Origin of the sequence: Streptomyces sp. NPDC094034 (assembly GCF_040303865.1) — a bacterium.
Lineage (GTDB): Bacteria > Actinomycetota > Actinomycetes > Streptomycetales > Streptomycetaceae > Streptomyces.
Genome location: NZ_JBEOUD010000001.1, coordinates 333,103 through 349,637 on the forward strand (window position 1 = coordinate 333,103; position 16,535 = coordinate 349,637).

The 16,535-nt window shown below is 69.7% G+C and carries 16 protein-coding genes; 3 read left to right on the forward strand and 13 right to left on the reverse strand.

Annotated features, from left to right (window positions below; all coding sequences use genetic code 11):
• Positions 1–2: 2 nt before the first annotated feature.
• From ABTZ59_RS01500 to ABTZ59_RS01515, 4 genes are all read right to left on the reverse strand, one after another.
• The gene (locus ABTZ59_RS01500) at positions 3–1,808 is read right to left on the reverse strand and encodes an LCP family protein (protein ID WP_351387959.1); all 1,806 of its coding nucleotides are present in this window, start codon (positions 1,806–1,808) and stop codon (positions 3–5) included.
• 19 nt (positions 1,809–1,827) lie between these two features.
• The gene (nadD, locus tag ABTZ59_RS01505; RefSeq protein WP_351387962.1) at positions 1,828–2,463 is read right to left on the reverse strand and encodes a nicotinate-nucleotide adenylyltransferase; all 636 of its coding nucleotides are present in this window, start codon (positions 2,461–2,463) and stop codon (positions 1,828–1,830) included.
• 38 nt (positions 2,464–2,501) lie between these two features.
• Positions 2,502–2,663: a hypothetical protein gene (locus tag ABTZ59_RS01510; protein ID WP_351387966.1), complete on the reverse strand. Its 162-nt coding sequence runs from the start codon at positions 2,661–2,663 to the stop codon at positions 2,502–2,504.
• 84 nt (positions 2,664–2,747) lie between these two features.
• Positions 2,748–2,900, reverse strand: coding sequence for a hypothetical protein (locus ABTZ59_RS01515; RefSeq protein ID WP_351387969.1), 153 nt, complete (start codon positions 2,898–2,900; stop codon positions 2,748–2,750).
• Between the two features lie 153 nt (positions 2,901–3,053).
• Here ABTZ59_RS01515 and ABTZ59_RS01520 point away from each other — a divergent pair, with 153 nt between their 5' ends.
• Complete coding sequence (locus tag ABTZ59_RS01520; protein ID WP_351387973.1) at positions 3,054–4,157, forward strand: M48 family metallopeptidase; 1,104 nt, start codon at positions 3,054–3,056, stop codon at positions 4,155–4,157.
• 93 nt (positions 4,158–4,250) lie between these two features.
• Here ABTZ59_RS01520 and ABTZ59_RS01525 read toward each other — a convergent pair whose 3' ends face one another.
• The 5 genes from ABTZ59_RS01525 to proB all read right to left on the reverse strand — a co-directional run bounded on the left by ABTZ59_RS01525 (position 4,251) and on the right by proB (position 9,382).
• Entirely contained in the window at positions 4,251–5,369 is a 1,119-nt protein-coding gene (locus tag ABTZ59_RS01525) for an SCO2583 family membrane protein (protein ID WP_351387977.1), read from the reverse strand.
• 143 nt (positions 5,370–5,512) lie between these two features.
• Complete coding sequence (locus tag ABTZ59_RS01530; RefSeq protein ID WP_351387980.1) at positions 5,513–6,103, reverse strand: SCO2584 family spore wall biosynthesis protein; 591 nt, start codon at positions 6,101–6,103, stop codon at positions 5,513–5,515.
• A 145-nt stretch (positions 6,104–6,248) separates the two neighbouring features.
• The gene (locus ABTZ59_RS01535) at positions 6,249–7,532 is read right to left on the reverse strand and encodes a glutamate-5-semialdehyde dehydrogenase (protein WP_351387984.1); all 1,284 of its coding nucleotides are present in this window, start codon (positions 7,530–7,532) and stop codon (positions 6,249–6,251) included.
• Between the two features lie 72 nt (positions 7,533–7,604).
• Positions 7,605–8,120, reverse strand: coding sequence for a DUF8830 family protein (locus ABTZ59_RS01540; protein ID WP_351387988.1), 516 nt, complete (start codon positions 8,118–8,120; stop codon positions 7,605–7,607).
• Between the two features lie 143 nt (positions 8,121–8,263).
• Positions 8,264–9,382: a glutamate 5-kinase gene (proB, locus tag ABTZ59_RS01545; protein WP_351388765.1), complete on the reverse strand. Its 1,119-nt coding sequence runs from the start codon at positions 9,380–9,382 to the stop codon at positions 8,264–8,266.
• 390 nt (positions 9,383–9,772) lie between these two features.
• Here proB and ABTZ59_RS01550 point away from each other — a divergent pair, with 390 nt between their 5' ends.
• Both ABTZ59_RS01550 and rfbC read left to right on the forward strand, forming a co-directional pair.
• Complete coding sequence (locus ABTZ59_RS01550) at positions 9,773–11,788, forward strand: glycosyltransferase family 2 protein (RefSeq protein ID WP_351387995.1); 2,016 nt, start codon at positions 9,773–9,775, stop codon at positions 11,786–11,788.
• Positions 11,789–11,846: 58 nt separating this feature from the next.
• A complete protein-coding gene (gene rfbC / locus ABTZ59_RS01555; RefSeq protein WP_351388003.1) occupies positions 11,847–12,446 on the forward strand; it encodes a dTDP-4-dehydrorhamnose 3,5-epimerase in 600 nt (199 codons plus the stop codon).
• An 88-nt stretch (positions 12,447–12,534) separates the two neighbouring features.
• On the opposite strand, the gene ABTZ59_RS01560 is transcribed toward rfbC, so the two are convergent.
• From ABTZ59_RS01560 to ABTZ59_RS01575, 4 genes are all read right to left on the reverse strand, one after another.
• Positions 12,535–13,329: an O-methyltransferase gene (locus ABTZ59_RS01560; RefSeq protein WP_351388006.1), complete on the reverse strand. Its 795-nt coding sequence runs from the start codon at positions 13,327–13,329 to the stop codon at positions 12,535–12,537.
• A gap of 181 nt (positions 13,330–13,510) precedes the next feature.
• On the reverse strand, positions 13,511–14,392 hold the full coding sequence (gene rfbD, locus ABTZ59_RS01565) for a dTDP-4-dehydrorhamnose reductase (RefSeq protein WP_351388012.1): 882 nt from the start codon (positions 14,390–14,392) through the stop codon (positions 13,511–13,513).
• Positions 14,389–15,375 (reverse strand): dTDP-glucose 4,6-dehydratase, encoded by a 987-nt coding sequence (gene rfbB, locus ABTZ59_RS01570; RefSeq protein WP_351388017.1) that lies wholly within the window; start codon positions 15,373–15,375, stop codon positions 14,389–14,391. The genes rfbD and rfbB overlap by 4 nt, the downstream gene beginning before the upstream one ends.
• The gene (locus ABTZ59_RS01575) at positions 15,372–16,439 is read right to left on the reverse strand and encodes a glucose-1-phosphate thymidylyltransferase (RefSeq protein WP_351388021.1); all 1,068 of its coding nucleotides are present in this window, start codon (positions 16,437–16,439) and stop codon (positions 15,372–15,374) included. Before ABTZ59_RS01575 ends, rfbB begins: the two co-directional genes overlap by 4 nt.
• Positions 16,440–16,535 lie beyond the last annotated feature (96 nt).

The following is a 16,535-nucleotide window of genomic DNA, read 5'->3' on the forward strand; positions in this document are numbered from 1 at the left end:
CCTCAGTCGACCTTGAAGTCCTTGCCGAGGACGACGGAGACATCCGCGTTCGTGGCGGCCTTGCCCTTCTTCACCGCGTCGGCCGGCAGTCCGAGGGTCTTGGCGACCTCTTCCGCCTCCGGCTTCTTCGCCTCGTCACCATAGGTGACCTGCGAGGATGCCACGATCTCGGCCGTGCCCGCGTCCACGAAGCGATAGCCGCCGTTGACCAGCGAGATCCGGGAGGACTCCGCCGCGCTCTGGTTCCCGCTCGCGTTCTTCACCCCGACACGCACGGCCGAGCCCTGCTCCGGCGCGGTGACAGAACCGCCCAGGATGTCCTTGACCACACTCTCGGAGGCCTGCTCGCTGAGCAGGCCGTTCTGCTGGACGGGCAGGAGCGTTGTCTTGTAGTCGCCGACCTTGGCGTGCTCGGCCAGCTTGGCGAGGGAGGCCCCCAAGTCCTTCTCAGGCAGCGAGGGATCGAGGATCTGTGCCAGGGTCTCGACGGTGACCGTCGCGGCCTGCGGGTCGTCCGACATCTTCCGCAGCACCCCCTGGAGGACCTGGCCGAACCGCTGGAGCTGCTTGGCCTCCGGCTCGTCGGGCGCGCTGTAGGTGGCGTAGGCGACGGCCATGCTCCCGCTGAGCGTCTGGTTCTCGCCCTTCTTGACCACCGGGTCGTCGCCCTTCTTCGCCCCGGGCACCTCGACGTCGGTGGTCAGGTCGATCGTGCCGACGAGCTCGACGAGGTTCTCCAGATACGGGGTGTCGAGCCGCCAGGTGCCGGTGATCTTGGTGCCGAGCAGTGCGCCGATGGCCTCCCGGGTGCCGTCCGAGCCGTCGTCGTCGACGGACTTGCCGAGCGTGGCGGAGACACCGTCGTCGTCGGCGACGGAGAGGGAGTTGGGCAGCAGGACGGTGGTGCCCTGGCCGGTCGTGGCGTTGTTGACCAGCAGCGCCGTGGAGGTGCCCTTCTGCTTGGTGTCGTGCAGATGCACCACGATCACATCGCGCTTCTGCGGCCCCGTGGCGGTGGTCTCCTTCTCGTCCGCGGCGCCGAGCCCCGGCAGCTTGCCCGCGTACCAGAGATAGCCGACGCCGCCGGTGACCGCGAGGACGAGAACGACGACCAGGGCCACGACACGGCTGCGACCGCGCCGCTTGGCCTCCTCGCGCCGCTCGGAGCGGCTCTCGGTGAACTTCAGCCAGTCGATGACGTCTTCGGAGTTCTCGTCCGGCTCCTCTATGAACGAGAACTGCTCGGTGCGGTAGTCACGGTCCTGGCCGTCGGGGCGCCGCTGCTCCGGTACGGGTACGGGTACGGACGCGGGCGCCGGGGCGGGCGCGGCGGGCGGCTCGGCGACGGGAGCGGCGGACGCGGCGGCCGGCTGCTGCTGCTGCTGCTGCTGCTGCGGGATGTTCCACTGCTGGGTGGTGTCGACACTCACGGGCTGCTGCTGCCCGGTGTCATAGCCGTAGCCGTCGTATCCGTACCCCTGCCCCTGTTGCCCCTGCCCCTGAGCCTGTCCCTGCTGCGACGGCTGTTGCGGCTGCGGCGGCTGCGGCGATGACGGCTGGGCGTACGGGTCGTACTGCTGCTGGGGCTGCTGGGGCGCCGTCGTCTGCTGGGGCTGGGCGTACGGGTCGTATCCGTACCCCTGTTGCCGCTGCGAGGGCTGGTGCTGCTGCGGCTGCCCGTAGGCGTCGTACTGCTGCTGCGGCTGGGGCTGCTGGTACACCGGCTGCCCGTACTCGTCGTAACCGACGATCCGGGGCTGCGTGTAATACGGGTCGTACGGATCGTACGGCTGCTGCTGGTCGTTCACCGGTGCCCCTCTCCCTGGCTCATGCGCCGCGGTACAACTGCCGCTTGTCGATGTAGCGCACCACACCGTCCGGCACCAGGTACCAGACCGGATCGCCCTTCGCGACCCGCCCCCGGCAGTCGGTCGACGAGATCGCCAGCGCGGGCACTTCCACGAGGGAGACCCCGCCCTTGGGCAGTCCGTCGTCCGTCAGATCATGGCCCGGCCGGGTCACTCCGATGAAGTGGGCGAGCGAGAACAGCTCTTCGTGGTCCCGCCAGCTCAGGATCTGGGAGAGCGCGTCGGCTCCGGTGATGAAGAAGAGGTCCGCGTCGCCGTGGACGGCCCGCAGGTCCCGCAGCGTGTCGATCGTATAGGTCGGGCCGCCGCGGTCGATGTCGCTGCGGCTGACCGAGAACTGCGGATTGGACGCGGTGGCGATGACCGTCATCAGATAGCGGTCCTCGGCAGGGGAGACCGCGCGCTGGCTCTTCTGCCACGGCTGTCCGGTCGGCACGAACACCACCTCGTCGAGGTGGAACAGGGCGGCCACTTCGCTGGCCGCCACCAGGTGCCCATGATGGATCGGGTCGAAGGTCCCGCCCATCACGCCGAGTCGGCGCCTGCCGCGACCGGATCCGGGTTCACGACCGCCGGCCGCCTGCTGCTCTCCCATGCGTGCAGAGCCTACTGGCACAAGATGACGCGCCGGTGTCAGCGGTCGCGGTTGAAGCGGGTGGTGATCCACAGCAGCAGAAGCAACCCGAACAGGGCGCCGCCACCGATGAGGTACGGGTTGAGGCTTTCGTGGTTGCCGCCGTGCTCGGTGGCCTCGGCGAGCGTGACCAAGTGGGCGGCGGTACCGGTGAGGCTCATCTTCTACGGGCCCTTTTCTTCACGGGTGGGAGCGGGGACTTCGCGCACATCGTATGCGGGGGCTTCGGGCACGCTCACGCCGACTCAGTCGTTGTGATCGTTGTCGCGGTATCCGCGCAACAGGAACCAGGCGAGCAGGACGACTCCGACCAACGAGACGAGGAGCACGATCCGCAACGTATCGCCCGGCCCCTGCTGATCCGATGCGGCGGCGAGCAGGGTGACGATTTCCGGCATGTCGGGTGCGCTCCTCGGTCTCTTCCGGCCACGCCCGGGGTGGCGACTCCCGGGAAACACGGCGATGGCCCCCGTCACACGGTAGACCCACCCCCTAGGGTGGGGGCCGTCAGGGGGACGAGCTGTGGACTCGTATGAACAGGGGATATCCATATGACCGAAGACAGTCACGAGGCAGCCACTCACGAAAGCGTGCCGAGCAGGCAGCGCAAGCGCTTCCCGGGCATTTCCTCACGGGCGTACGAACACCCCGCGGACCGCTCGGCGCTGGTCGCCCTGCGCAAGCTCACCGGCTTCGACACGGTCTTCAAGGCGATGAGCGCGCTGCTGCCCGAGCGCAGCCTGCGGCTGCTCTTCCTCTCCGACTCCGTGCGGGTCAGCGACGCGCAGTTCGCCCATCTCCACGCCATGCTGCGGGACGCCTGCTACATCCTGGACCTGGAGAAGGTTCCCGCGATGTATGTGGCACAGGACCCGAAGCCGAACGCCATGTGCATCGGTCTGGACGAGCCGATCATCGTGGTCACGACGGGGCTGGTGGAGCTGCTCGACGAGGAGGAGATGCGGGCGGTCGTGGGCCATGAGGTGGGCCACGCGCTCTCCGGTCACTCCGTCTACCGGACGATACTTCTCTTCCTCACCAATCTGGCGCTCAAGGTCGCCTGGATCCCGCTGGGCAATGTCGCGATCATGGCGATCGTGACGGCGCTGCGGGAGTGGTTCCGGAAGTCGGAGCTGTCGGCGGACCGGGCGGGACTGCTGGTCGGCCAGGACCTCCAGGCCTCGATGCGCGGCCTGATGAAGATCGCCGGTGGCAATCACCTGCACGAGATGAACGTGGACGCGTTCCTGGAGCAGGCCGCCGAGTACGAGGCGGGCGGCGATCTGCGGGACTCCGTGCTCAAGATCCTCAATGTGCTGCCGCGGACGCACCCCTTCACGACGGTGCGTGCGGCCGAGCTGAAGAAGTGGGCCGAGAGCCGCGACTACCAGCGGATCATGGACGGCCACTACCCGCGCCGCGAGGAGGACAAGGACACCTCGGTGACGGACTCGCTCCGTGACTCCGCCACGCATTACGCGGACACGGTCCGCAACAGCAAGGACCCGCTGATGAAGCTGGTCGGCGACATCGCGGGCGGCGCGGGCGATCTGGGCGGCAAGCTGCGCGACAAGTTCACGGGCGGCGGCGGCAGCAACGGCGGCAACGGCGGCAAGAGCGACCGCCCCTCGGACGAGGGCCCCGGCAAGAGCTGAACCATACGGAAGACAGCCGTACGGAAAACAACCGTACGGGAGACGGGAAGCGGAACCGCGCGCGAGCGTGTAGCGGGAGCCCGGCCGGCCATGTCAGGCGGCCGGGCTCGGTTCCGCCGCGCGGGACAGCGTCCCGCACAGCGCCGTGACGGGCGGACCCGTCGCGTACGGGTCCGTGCCGACCGGTTCATGGGGTTTCGCGCGCTGGCCCGCCAGAAGGGGCCGCAGCGTGGTCGGCGGCTCTGTCGAGCAAGACTGCGGCCCGGCCTGCACCTCACTGGTCAGCAGTCGCGCCGTATGCCGCGGCAGCGCGTCCAGATCGAAGCGGAAGCGCAGCTCACGCCGGACGGTGAAGAGCGAGGCGTCCCGTACGGGCAGCGCGTCGGAGCTCGCCGGGCGCAGCGCGTAGACGAAGACATGGTCCGAGACCACCTCCAGTGTCCCCGGTGAGGTCTCCTGGTAGCGCAGCGTGCCGTGCACCCGCACCTCGTCGTCGGCCTGGGCCACCTTCGACGGGTCGAAGCGCACCAGCCAGCCGGTCGGGGCGTGCAGGCCGTCGTCGGCGGGGGCGGCGAATCCGGCGTCGAACTGGTCGAGCTGGTCCGGGTCGAGCAGCACCCGTACCGGCCGTTCCGAGTGGCCCTCGATGACGTCCGGGTCGAGTGAGGACGCCACCAGATAGTCCTTGACGGTGGTCAGCGCGGCCATCACCTGGCTCTCCGAGAAGCCACCGGTCTCCCGGACGGCGGGCATCGTGATCCCGGCCGCCCCCACCCGGAACTGCGCGGCCGGACTGTGCTCGAAGAGATCCGCGGGGGTGCCGCCAGGTACGGGTCCCCGCGGGGCCAGTGGGATCACCGACATCCGCACCTGGTCCACCGAGCGGCCGGTGGCCGGGCGGTAGGGATTGCGCAGGCCCAGATAGATGGCGGTACCGAACGCGAGGACCACCACCAGGACGAGCAGCAGCAGCTGTCTCGATCCGCGCCAGAAGATTCCGTGGGTCCGGCGCCTGGCCGGGGGCGGAGGCCGCGTCGGAGGCACCCTCCGTACGGCGTCGGCGTGATCGGTCATCCGTTCCCGCGCCGAGAACTCCTGAAGGCGGGCCTCCCGGATGAAGGATTCGTCGAAGACGGTGGAGCGGTACTCGTCGTCATCGCCGCCGGGCAGCCCCTCAGGTTCCCCTTCGGGTGGGTCTCCACGCCCTGCCATACCTTCAGAGTAGGTCGGAGGGGCCGAACATAAACGCTGGGCAAGCCGGGAAGTTCCGGGAGCCACGCGATCGGCCGTTCAGGTCGTCCCGGGCCGTCCGGGGGTGGTCAGCCGCGCTCAGGGCGAGCGGTCGGGGCGAGCGGTCAGGGCGTGCGCGGCACCACGGAGACCGTCGGCGCCGACTCGTTCGCGGAGGCCGAGGGGATAGCCGGGGCCGGCTTGTCGATCTCGGTCGTGGTGGGCCCCGGTACCTTGCCGTCGCGGCTGTTGGAGGCTCCGCGGTAGACGGCCGAGAAGGCCAGCGCGACCATCCCGATCCCCATCAGCAGGGCGAGCAGCCAGGCGACGGGCCGGTGCCAGCGGGCGGCGCCGCGATACGGACGCAGCGAGCCGCCATGGCGTCCGTACGGCCCGTCGAGCGCATCCGGGTCATCGGGGTCGTACCCGTCGTCGTAGTCGGGGTCGGGTCCGTACGCGCCGTCGCGGCCGTACAGCTCCTCGTACAGCTCGTCCTCGGGCCGTCCCCCGCCGGACCGCGCGTGGGCCGCCTCGGCCTCGGCGCGCGCCTGGGCGGCGGCCAGCAGCCGTTCCACGGCGGAGGGTTCATGGATGGTGGCGGACCTGACGAAGTCCTCGTCGAACACCACGGGGGCGAAGTCCTTGTCCGCGCCTCCGCGGTCGTCGTCGGGCTCCCAGCCGTCCGGGAACGGCCTGCCCCCCACGTCGTCCGGCACCCCTTCAGGGTAGACCTGGCGGGTCGTTTTGGGCAGGCGGAGTCCGAACTCTCCCGACTCGGTCTTCGTCACATCGGGGCCGGGGCGCGCCCGTCCGCCGCCACGGGCGTCCCTGCCGTATCGGTCCGTATCGGTGGCCCCACCGCTATCGCGTGTGGCCGTCGCCGATCACGATGTACTTCGTCGAGGTCAGCTCCGGCAGGCCCATCGGTCCCCGCGCGTGCAGCTTCTGCGTGGAGATTCCGATCTCGGCGCCGAAGCCGAACTGGCCGCCGTCGGTGAACCGGGTGGACGCGTTCACGGCGACGGTCGTGGAATCGACCAACTGGGTGAATCGACGGGCGGCGGCCTGCGAGGTGGTGACGATCGCCTCCGTATGGCCGGACGACCAGAGCCGGATATGGGCGACGGCGGCGTCCAGCGAGTCGACGACCGCGGCGGCGATGTCGTACGAGAGGTACTCGGTCTCCCAGTCCTCCGCGGTGGCCGGCACGATCTCCGCCTTCGAGCCCGCGCCGTACGCGAGCACCCGCTCGTCGGCGTGGACCGTGACCCCGGCGTCGGCGAGCGCGTCCAGCGCGCGCGGCAGGAACGCGCCCGCGATGTCCTGGTGGACGAGGAGCGTCTCGGCGGCGTTGCAGACGCTGGGCCGCTGCGCCTTGGAGTTGATCAGGATCTCGACGGCCATGTCGAGATCGGTCTCGGCGTCCACATACACATGGCAGTTGCCGGTGCCGGTCTCGATGACGGGCACGGTGGAGCCCTCGACGACGGCGCGGATCAGGGAGGCGCCGCCGCGCGGGATCAGCACGTCGACCAGGCCCCGGGCCCGCATCAGTTCCTGTACGGCGTCCCTGCCCTCGCCGGGCACGAGCTGTACGGCGTCGGCGGGCAGCCCGGCCCCGCCGACCGCGTCACGCAGCACCCGTACGAGGGCGGTGTTCGAGGAGATCGCCGAGGAGGAGCCGCGCAGCAGCACCGTGTTGCCCGACTTCAGACAGAGCGCGGCGGCGTCCACGGTGACGTTGGGGCGGGCCTCGTAGATGATGCCGACCACGCCGAGGGGCACCCGCACCTGCCGCAGGTCGATGCCGTTGGGCAGCGTCGAGCCGCGTACGACCTCACCGACCGGGTCGGGCAGCGCCGCCACGTCCCGTACGTCCGCGGCGATGGCCCGCACCCGCTCCGGTGTCAGCGTCAGCCGGTCGATGATCGCCTCGCCGGTCCCGGCCTCCCGGGCCCGCGCGATGTCCTCGGCGTTGGCCGTGACGATCTCGTGGGTACGCACTTCCAGCGCGTCCGCGATCGCCAGCAGCGCGTCGTCCTTGGCCGCCCGCGGCAGTGGCGCGATATCGGCGGCCGCGGCGCGGGACCGGTAGGCGGCCCTGGCGACCGGGGAGAGGTTGTCGTACGGCGAGAGCGAGGTCATGCCCGCAGGGTAGTGCGCGCCCTGCGGGCATTCCGCACCTATTCCGGACTCCGAGACACTTCCGGTGGGGGATCAGAACGGATGAACGCCCACCGGGGCCGCCGGTGGCGGGCCGTACCCCTCCGCGATCCGCTGGTGATAGGTCTCACGGTCGATGACCTCAAGGCCGACGATCTTCCACGGCGGCAGCTTGGCGCTCGACCGGTGCTCGCCCCAGAGCCGCAGTGCGACGGCGGCGGCGTCGTGCAGATCCCGGGCCTCCTCCCAGTACCGGATCTCCGCGTGGTCGTTGGCGTACCGGCTGGTCAGCAGGAAGGGATGGTCATGGGCCAGCTGCTCAAGGCCGCGCCGGACCTCCGGCAGCGGGGCCTCGGCGCCCGAGACGCTGAGCGTGATGTGCCAGAGCTTCGACAGCGCACGGCCCTCCCCGCGCGCTTCCGTTCCCGATACGACCTCCCGCTGTTGCTCGTCGTCGAAGTCGTCCCCCGCTTCGACGCTGGTCAGGGCTCGTTCCTCGCCCGCGGCCCTCCGGGCGTGGGCGCTTCCCCCGGTCCCTCGGGGCACCGCCCCCGGGCGCGCTCGTCTCACCAGCGGCCTCCTGTTGATGCGTTGTCGTGCTGTACCCCGTCTGTACCCCTGGGACAAAGTTGACCAGTCCCGGGCAGGGCATGGGGCGGTTTTGGTAAAGGTCCCTGTTCAAAGACCGGAGTTTCAGCCGTTTCAGGGGTGGGTCAGGGATGGAGGATGACCAGATCGTCTCTGTGTACGACCTCACGCTCGTAGGCGGGACCCAGTTCGCGGGCCAGCTCGCGGGTGGAGCGGCCCAGAAGCTGGGGGATCTCCTTCGCGTCGAAGTTGACGAGTCCACGGGCGACCGGACGGCCCGCCGTGTCCCGCAGCTCCACCGGGTCACCGGCGCTGAACTCGCCCTCGACGGCGGCGATCCCGGCCGGCAGCAGTGAGGTACGCCGCTCGACGACGGCCCGTACCGCGCCGTCGTCCAGGGTGAGCGCGCCCTGCGGGGTGGAGGCGTGGGCGAGCCACAACAGACGGCCCGCGGAGCGCCGTCCGGTGCGGTGGAAGTACGTACCCGTGTCCCGGCCCGCGAGCCCGTCGGCGGCGTGGCTCGCGGAGGTCAGCACCACCGGGACCCCGGCGGCGGCGGCGATCCTGGCGGCCTCGACCTTGGTGACCATGCCGCCGGTGCCCACGCCCGCCCGGCCCGCGCTGCCGAGGGAGACGCCGGTCAGATCGGCGGGGCCGCGCACCTCAGCGATCCGGGAGGCGCCGGGGGTACGGGGGTCGCCGTCGTACAGCCCGTCGACGTCGGAGAGCAGGACGAGCAGATCGGCCCGTACGAGATGGGCGACGAGGGCGGCCAGCCGGTCGTTGTCGCCGAAGCGGATCTCGTCCGTGGCGACGGTGTCGTTTTCGTTGACGACGGGGACGGCGCCCATGCCGAGCAGCTGGTCCAGGGTGCGGTACGCGTTGCGGTAGTGGGCGCGGCGACTGGTGTCGTCGGTGGTGAGGAGCACCTGCCCGACGCGGACGCCGTAGCGGGCGAAGGAGGCGGTGTAGCGGGCGACGAGCAGCCCCTGCCCGACGCTGGCGGCGGCCTGCTGGCGGGCCAGGTCCCGGGGGCGGCGCTCCAGTCCGAGGGGGGCGAGCCCGGCGGCGATGGCACCGCTGGAGACGAGCAGCACCTCTTTCTCGTCACCGCCGCCGGCACCGCGTCTGACCTGGGCGAGAACATCGACGAGCGCGTCGACCCGGTCGGCGTCGAGCCCTCCGGAGGCGGTGGTGAGCGAGGAGGAACCGACCTTGACGACGATCCTGTGGGCCCCTGCCACCGCGTCCTGCCGTACCGTCGCGCTCTGCCGTGCCGCTGCCACGTGCTGTGCCTCTGCTCTCACTGTCGGCCACACCTCACCGGCCGACCGCTCGCCGGCTGGTCGTCCGCCGGTCGCTCAGCGTACGCGGGCGACTCCCGGGCCGACGAGGCATTTCAGTGGGTGGGACACGGCCCGGAGACCCGTCCCCGGCCTCGACCTGTGCCCGCGGTGCAACCACATGTCGGTGAAGACAGTCTGTCAGGTATGACAACAGCCGGGAAACGTTCCCGTCCGCGCAGCGATAAGCTGGCCTCCACGGCGCCCGCACGCTCGCCGATGGCGGCGACTCCCCCCACTTGATCCTCCGCGCAACCACACAGAGATGGGCCATCAGTAATGCCAGTAAAAGTGAGCGTCGTCATTCCGGTGTACAACCCGGGTAAGTACATCGACCCGTGCATCGATTCACTGCTGGCCCAGACGTTGCCGGCGGCGGATTTCGAAGTGCTCTTCGTGGACGACGGGTCGACCGACGACAGCCCTGCCCGCCTGGACAAGCTGGCGGCCGAGCACCCTCATTTCCGGGTGATCCACATCCCCAACTCGGGCTGGCCCGGCAAGCCGAGGAACATCGGTGTCGCCGAGGCCAAGGGTGAGTACGTCCAGTTCGTGGACCAGGACGACCACATGGCGTCCGACGCGCTGCGACGGCTCTATGAGATGGGTCACCGCAACGGCTCCGACATCGTGATCGGGAAGGTCGCGTCCAATTTCCGGGGCGTTCCGCACGGCGTGTTCAAGAAGAACCGCGAGAAGTGCGATCTGAGCAATGCGCCGCTGTACGACAGCCTGACCCCGCACAAGATGTTCCGTACGGAGTTCCTGCGCGAGAACGGCATCGCGTACCCCGAGGGCAAGCGGCGCCTGGAGGACCAGCTGTACATGATGCAGGCGTATTTCCCCGCCAAGGTCGTGTCGATCCTGGGGACTTACACCTGCTACTACTACTCGAAGCGGGACGACGGCCAGAACGCCGGCTCCGCCAAGATCGTGCCGGCCGGCTACTACGGCAACCTGCGCGAGGTCCTCAAGGTCGTCGTGGACAACACCGAACCGGGTGAATTCCGCGACCGGCTGCTGCGGCGCTTCTACCGGGTCGAGATGCTCGGCCGGCTGAGCGAGCCGTCCGTGGTCAACTACACGCCCGAGTTCCTCGACGAGATGTGCGACGCGATCCGTCCGCTCGCCGAGGAGTTCATGCACGACGGCGTGCACGACGGCCTCGGCTCGCTGGTCAGACTCCGCTCCACTCTGCTGCGCGCCGACGACCGCCAGGGTCTGGTGAAGATCGCCCGCTTCGCCAAGTCGGTGAAGGGCGCGGCCCGGCTGGAGGACTTCGACTGGCAGCCGGACGGCAGTGCCGCGCTCACCGTGACCGGCCGACTCGTCCACGGCGAGGACAAGGAGCCGCTGCGGCTGGTCCGCCGCGGCAAGCGCTACTTCCTGCACCCCGAGATCACCGAAGGGCTGCTGCCGGACGGTGAACTCCTCGATGTCACCGACGACATGGACAGCTTCAAGGGCGAGTTCTCGCTGCGCAACCGCGAGACCGCCGTCGAGTGGCCGTGTGTCGCCGAGTTCACCACCAAGATCGAGGCGCTGGGCGACGACGCCTACGAGGTGGTCCTGCACGGCGTCGGCCAGGTCACCAGCGAGGCGGTCAAGGGCCGCGGCCGGGTCTCCCGCGGCTTCTGGGACGTCTGGGTGCCGCTGCGCGGACTCGGGCTGGTACGCAAGGCCAGGCTCGGCGCGGACCGCGCCGCGTCGGTCGACACCAAGTGCCTTCCCGCGCTGCTCGGTTCGCCCGCGCGGCCGGTGATCCCGTACTTCACCGACCCGCACGGCAACCTCACCCTCGATGTCGCGGGCCGCGCCAAGAAGATGGCCACCTATCTCGCGGACCGGCCCGCGCGGCGGATGCCCGGCAGCCGTCCCGAGCTGCGTCTCGACATCTTCACCGGCACCAAGTCCGGTTCACAGGCGGTCGAGTTGGTGCTGACCCCGGCGGACGGCAACGCGCGGACCGCGCCGTCCACGCTCCGCCCCGACCAGGGCCGGGCCCATCTCGGTGTCCCCGCCAGGGTCCCGGACCTGCCGGCCGGACCGGCGCAGCTGTCGGTGCGGCTGGACGGGCCGAAGGGCCCGGTGCTGCCGCTCTGCGAGGTGCCCGTGGCCCAGGGCGGCCGGATCCGGCTGGACGAGAGCGGTCTGGACATGGTCGATCCCCTGCTCGTCCGGATGGTGACGGTGAAGCGCCGCCGGGCGACGTTGCGCCGGGTGCTCCGCTCGGCGGGCGGCCCGATCGTGCGCCGGCTGCCCTCCTCGGCGCGCAAGAAGGTGCGCCGGCTCGCCGCGCGTCTGTGACCGGCCGCGCTTCTCCCGAGCAATGAGTGACAAGCACACAGAACAAGGACGTGATCACATGCGGCAGCTCTCGGTCGAAGGCGCCTGGGTACATGAACCGAAGATCTTCCCGGACAGCCGTGGCAGCTTCCACGAGTGGTTCAAGGCGTCGGACTTCACCGAGGCGGCCGGCCACCCGCTGCACCTCGCCCAGGCGAACTGCTCGGTGTCCAGCCGCGGCACGCTGCGCGGGATCCACTTCGCCGACGTACCGCCCGGCCAGGCCAAGTACGTGAAGTGCGTACGCGGCGCGGTGCTCGACGTGATCGTGGACATCCGGGTCGGCTCCCCCACCTACCGGCAGTGGGAGGCGGTACGACTGGACGATGTGGATCATCACGCCGTCTATCTCGCCGAGGGGCTCGGCCACGCGTTCATGGCGCTGACGGACGACGCCACGGTGGTCTATCTGTGCTCCGAGGGATACGCCCCCGGTCGTGAGCACGGCATCAATCCGCTGGACCCGGCGCTCGGTATCGAGTGGCCCCAGGGCATCACGCCGCTGCTCTCCGACAAGGACGCCGCGGCGCCGACCCTCGCGGAGGCCGAGGCCCAGGGCCTGCTCCCGTCGTACGCGGACTGCACGGCGTACTACAACGAGCTGGCCGCCCGCGGCTGAGCCGGCCCGGCGCATACGGAAGGGGCCCGAGCGATCATGAATCGCTCGGGCCCCTTCCGTATGGTTCCGGGATCAGCTGGTTCCGGGATCAGCCGGTGACCGCTTCGATCTGCCGCCGCAGCGGCGCGAAGGCGGACCGCGAGCGGCGCAGATTACGGGCGCGGGCCAGAGCGGGCCAGAAACCCGCCCCGAGCAGCGCCTCGGGCCGCACCGCGTTCTTACGGACCAGCACCTCTTCGGGCACGTCCTGCGGGTCAGGTACGACGTACTCCTCGATGATCTTGTCGTACGCGCTCTTCAGCACCGTGCTGTCCGGGTTGGCGCCGAAGATGGCCACCACCCCGGTCGGCTCGGTGTCGACGTCGACGACCAGCAGGTCGGGTCGGTACCGGCGCAGCACCGTGGCGACCTTGTAGACGTCGCCGGCCCAGAACTTGGTGTGCCGGTCGCGCGCCGCCTCGTCGACGTCCCGCGGCAGCATGTCGTCCAGGACGATCACGCTGGACCAGCGGGAGTGCTTCTCGACGTTCATGAAGTCGCGCAGCGCGAACTCGAAGAGATGCATGCCGTCGATGAACGACAGCTCCAGCTTCGGGTCACCGCCGAACAGATTGACCGGGTCACGTCGGGCGAGCGCGCGGAACGGGTTACGGCCGTTGCGGAGATGGATCAAAGGATCCTTGCGGGCGAAGAAGTCGTCGCTGGTGGCCTTGACCAGATGGACATCGCAGCTGATGTCCGTGACGACCCGGAACGCCGGGTCGACCGCGACCGACGGAACCCGGGACAGAGCCAGACTGCGGCCGTCATTGACCCCGATTTCCAAGTAGGTGCGGGGCTTGTACACACGGTGCAGTTGGCGCAGGAAGCCGTGGCGATCCACGTAAGGGGCCCTTCACTGAGAATCAACAACCAAGGGATTGATTCTCAGTGAACTTAGTGGGCCATCAGGCTGTACGTAAACATCTACCGGCCAGTAACACCCATTTGGCCGCCCGGGGTCACGCTCGGCCCGAGCTGGGCCGCGCTCGGCCCTGCCCAGCCCCCGGACGGCTCAGCTCCGCTCAGCCCCGCTCGGCCCGGACCAGCGCGGGGAACGCCTCGCCGAGTGCCGTGCGCCAGTCACGGATCGGCTCGATGCCCGCGGCCTTCCACCGGTCATGTCCCAGCACGCTGTACGCGGGCCGGGGGGCCGGCCGTACGAAGGCCTCGCTGGTGGTCGGACGGACCCGCTCCGGGTCCGCGCCGAGCAGCCGGAAGATCTCGCGGGTGAACCCGAACCAGGTCGTCTCGCCGCCGCTGGTGCCGTGGTAGACCCCGGCCGGGGCGGTCCCCGCGAGGGCCCCGAGGCCCAGCAGGGCCAGCCGGTCCGCGAGGTCGCCGGTCCAGGTGGGCTGGCCGACCTGGTCGTCCACCACGTCCAGAGAGTCCTTGATCCCCTCCAGCTTGATCATCGTCCGGACGAAGTTGCCGCCGCCCGCGCCGTACAGCCAGGCCGTACGGACCACGAAACCGGTCTCAGGGAGGGTGTCCAGGACCGCCCGCTCCCCCGCCAGCTTGGTCCGCCCGTAGGCGCTGCGCGGGGCCGTGGGGTCGTCCTCGCCGTACGGTGCCCGGGCGTCTCCGGCGAAGACGTAGTCCGTGGAGACCTGGATCAGGACGGCGCCGGACGCCTCGCACGCCTCGGCGAGCACCCGGGGTCCCGTGCCATTGACCGCGAGCGCCTCGGCCTCCTTGGTCTCGGCGTCGTCCACGGCCGTCCAGGCAGCGCAGTTGACGACGATGTCGGGCGTATGGGTCTCCAGGGCGGTGCGCACCGCGCCGGGGTCCGTGATGTCCAGCGCCGTACGGTCCAGGCCGGTCGCGTGCTGCCCGGCCCCGGCGAGCCGGGCCAGCAGATCCTGACCGAGCATGCCGCCGGCGCCGGTGACGAGCCAGCGGCTCACAGCGCGGCACGCCCCTTCAGCGGCTCCCACCAGGCGCGGTTCTCGCGGTACCACTCCACGGTCTCCGCGAGGCCGGTGGCGAAGTCCTTGCGCGGCTCGTACCCCAGCTCCGTACGGATCTTGGCGCAGTCCACGGAGTAGCGGCGGTCGTGGCCCTTGCGGTCGGTGACGTACTCGACGCTGGTGTCCCAGTCGGCTCCGCAGGCCTCCAGCAGGAGCCGGGTCAGCTCCTTGTTGGACAGCTCCGTGCCGCCGCCGATGTTGTAGACCTCACCGGCCCGGCCCTTCGTGCGGACCAGCTCGATGCCCTGCACATGGTCGTCGATGTGCAGCCAGTCGCGGATGTTGCCGCCGTCGCCGTACAGCGGGACCTTCTTGCCGTCCAGCAGGTTCGTGATGAAGAGCGGGATGACCTTCTCGGGGAAGTGGTGGTGCCCGTAGTTGTTGGAGCAGCGGGTCACCCGCACATCGAGGCCGTGCGTGCGGTGGTACGAGAGCGCGATCAGATCGCTGGACGCCTTCGCCGAGGAGTAGGGCGAGTTGGGCTCCAGCGGGTGGGTCTCCGGCCAGGAACCCTCGTCGATCGAGCCGTAGACCTCGTCGGTGGAGATATGCACGAAGGTCTGCACCCCGGCGCGGTGCGCGGCGTCGATCAGTGTGTGCGTGCCCACGACATTCGTACGGACGAACTCCGCGCCGCCGTCGATGGAGCGGTCGACGTGCGACTCGGCCGCGAAGTGCACCACCTGGTCGTGCTCGGCCATCAGCTTGGCGACCAGCTCGGGGTCGCAGATGTCGCCCTGGACGAAGCGGAACCCGGGGTGGTCACGGACCTCGTCCACGTTGGCCGGGTTGCCCGCGTAGGTGAGCTTGTCGAGCACGGTCAGCTCGACATCGCCGGGGCCCTGGGGGCCCAGGACCGTACGGACGTAGTGCGAGCCGATGAAACCGGCACCGCCGGTCACGAGAATCCTGTCGGTCATGAGGAGATCTGCACCTTGCTGTGGTCACCGAGGACGAGTCGGTGGGCGGACGGGTTACGGGGCGCGGGGGTGATCTCGACATCACGGCCGATCAGCGATGCCTCCACCCGGCGCACGCCGCTGAGCGAGGAGCCCCGCAGAACGATGGAGTACTCGATCTCGCTGTCCTCGATCCTGCACCGCTCGGACACCGACGTGAAGGGACCGATGTAGGCGTCGCTGATCACCGTGTCCTCACCGATGATCGCGGGACCGACGATCCGGCTGCCGGTGACCCGCGCGCCCTTCTCGATCCTGACCCGCCCTATGATCTCCGTCGCCTCGTCGACGCTGCCGTCACGGCACGGCTCGACGGTCTCCAGCACCGAACGGTTGACCTCCAGCATGTCGGCGACATTGCCGGTGTCCTTCCAGTAACCGGAGATGGTCGTGGAGCGGACGTCGCGCTTCTGGTCGATCAGCCACTGGATGGCGTGCGTGATCTCCAACTCACCGCGCCAGGAGGGCTCGATCGAGCGCACGGCCTCATGGATGGCCGGGGTGAACAGATAGACGCCGACGAGCGCGAGATCGCTCTTGGGCTCCTTGGGCTTCTCCTCCAGGGCCACCACCCTGCCCGCGCCGTCGAGTTCGGCGACGCCGAAGGAGGTGGGGTTGGGGACCTTCGTGAGCAGGATCTGCGCCTCGGGGCGGTCCGCGCGGAAGCCGTCGACCAGGCCCGTGATGCCACCGACGATGAAGTTGTCACCGAGGTACATCACGAAGTCGTCCTCGCCCAGGAACTCACGCGCGATGAGAACGGCGTGCGCCAGTCCGCGGGGGGCGTCCTGCTTGAGGTAGGTGACCTTTATGCCGAATCGCGAGCCGTCGCCGACCGCCTCGCGGATCTCCTCCGCGGTGTCTCCGACGATCACGCCGACCTCGGTGATCCCCGCCTCGGCGATGGCCTCCAGCCCGTAGAAGAGCACGGGCTTGTTCGCCACGGGGACGAGCTGTTTCGCGGAGGTATGCGTGATGGGGCGCAGACGGGTACCCGCCCCGCCGGACAGTACGAGAGCCTTCACTATCCCTATCCCTGCTGAGATTCCGATGCTGTCCGGGCGTCGCCCGACAGTCCGATTTTACCTACGATTTCCTGTGCGGCCCGCCGCTGGTCATCT

Coding starts and splice junctions, on each gene's coding strand:
- ABTZ59_RS01535 (WP_351387984.1), bottom strand. CDS start 7,532: ATGACCTCGCTCTCGCCGTACGACAACCTCTCCCCGGTCGCCAGGGCC.
- ABTZ59_RS01510 (WP_351387966.1), bottom strand. CDS start 2,663: ATGAGCCTCACCGGTACCGCCGCCCACTTGGTCACGCTCGCCGAGGCC.
- rfbC (WP_351388003.1), top strand. CDS start 11,847: ATGCGGCAGCTCTCGGTCGAAGGCGCCTGGGTACATGAACCGAAGATC.
- nadD (WP_351387962.1), bottom strand. CDS start 2,463: ATGGGAGAGCAGCAGGCGGCCGGCGGTCGTGAACCCGGATCCGGTCGC.
- ABTZ59_RS01515 (WP_351387969.1), bottom strand. CDS start 2,900: ATGCCGGAAATCGTCACCCTGCTCGCCGCCGCATCGGATCAGCAGGGG.
- ABTZ59_RS01520 (WP_351387973.1), top strand. CDS start 3,054: ATGACCGAAGACAGTCACGAGGCAGCCACTCACGAAAGCGTGCCGAGC.
- ABTZ59_RS01525 (WP_351387977.1), bottom strand. CDS start 5,369: ATGGCAGGGCGTGGAGACCCACCCGAAGGGGAACCTGAGGGGCTGCCC.
- rfbB (WP_351388017.1), bottom strand. CDS start 15,375: ATGACCGACAGGATTCTCGTGACCGGCGGTGCCGGTTTCATCGGCTCG.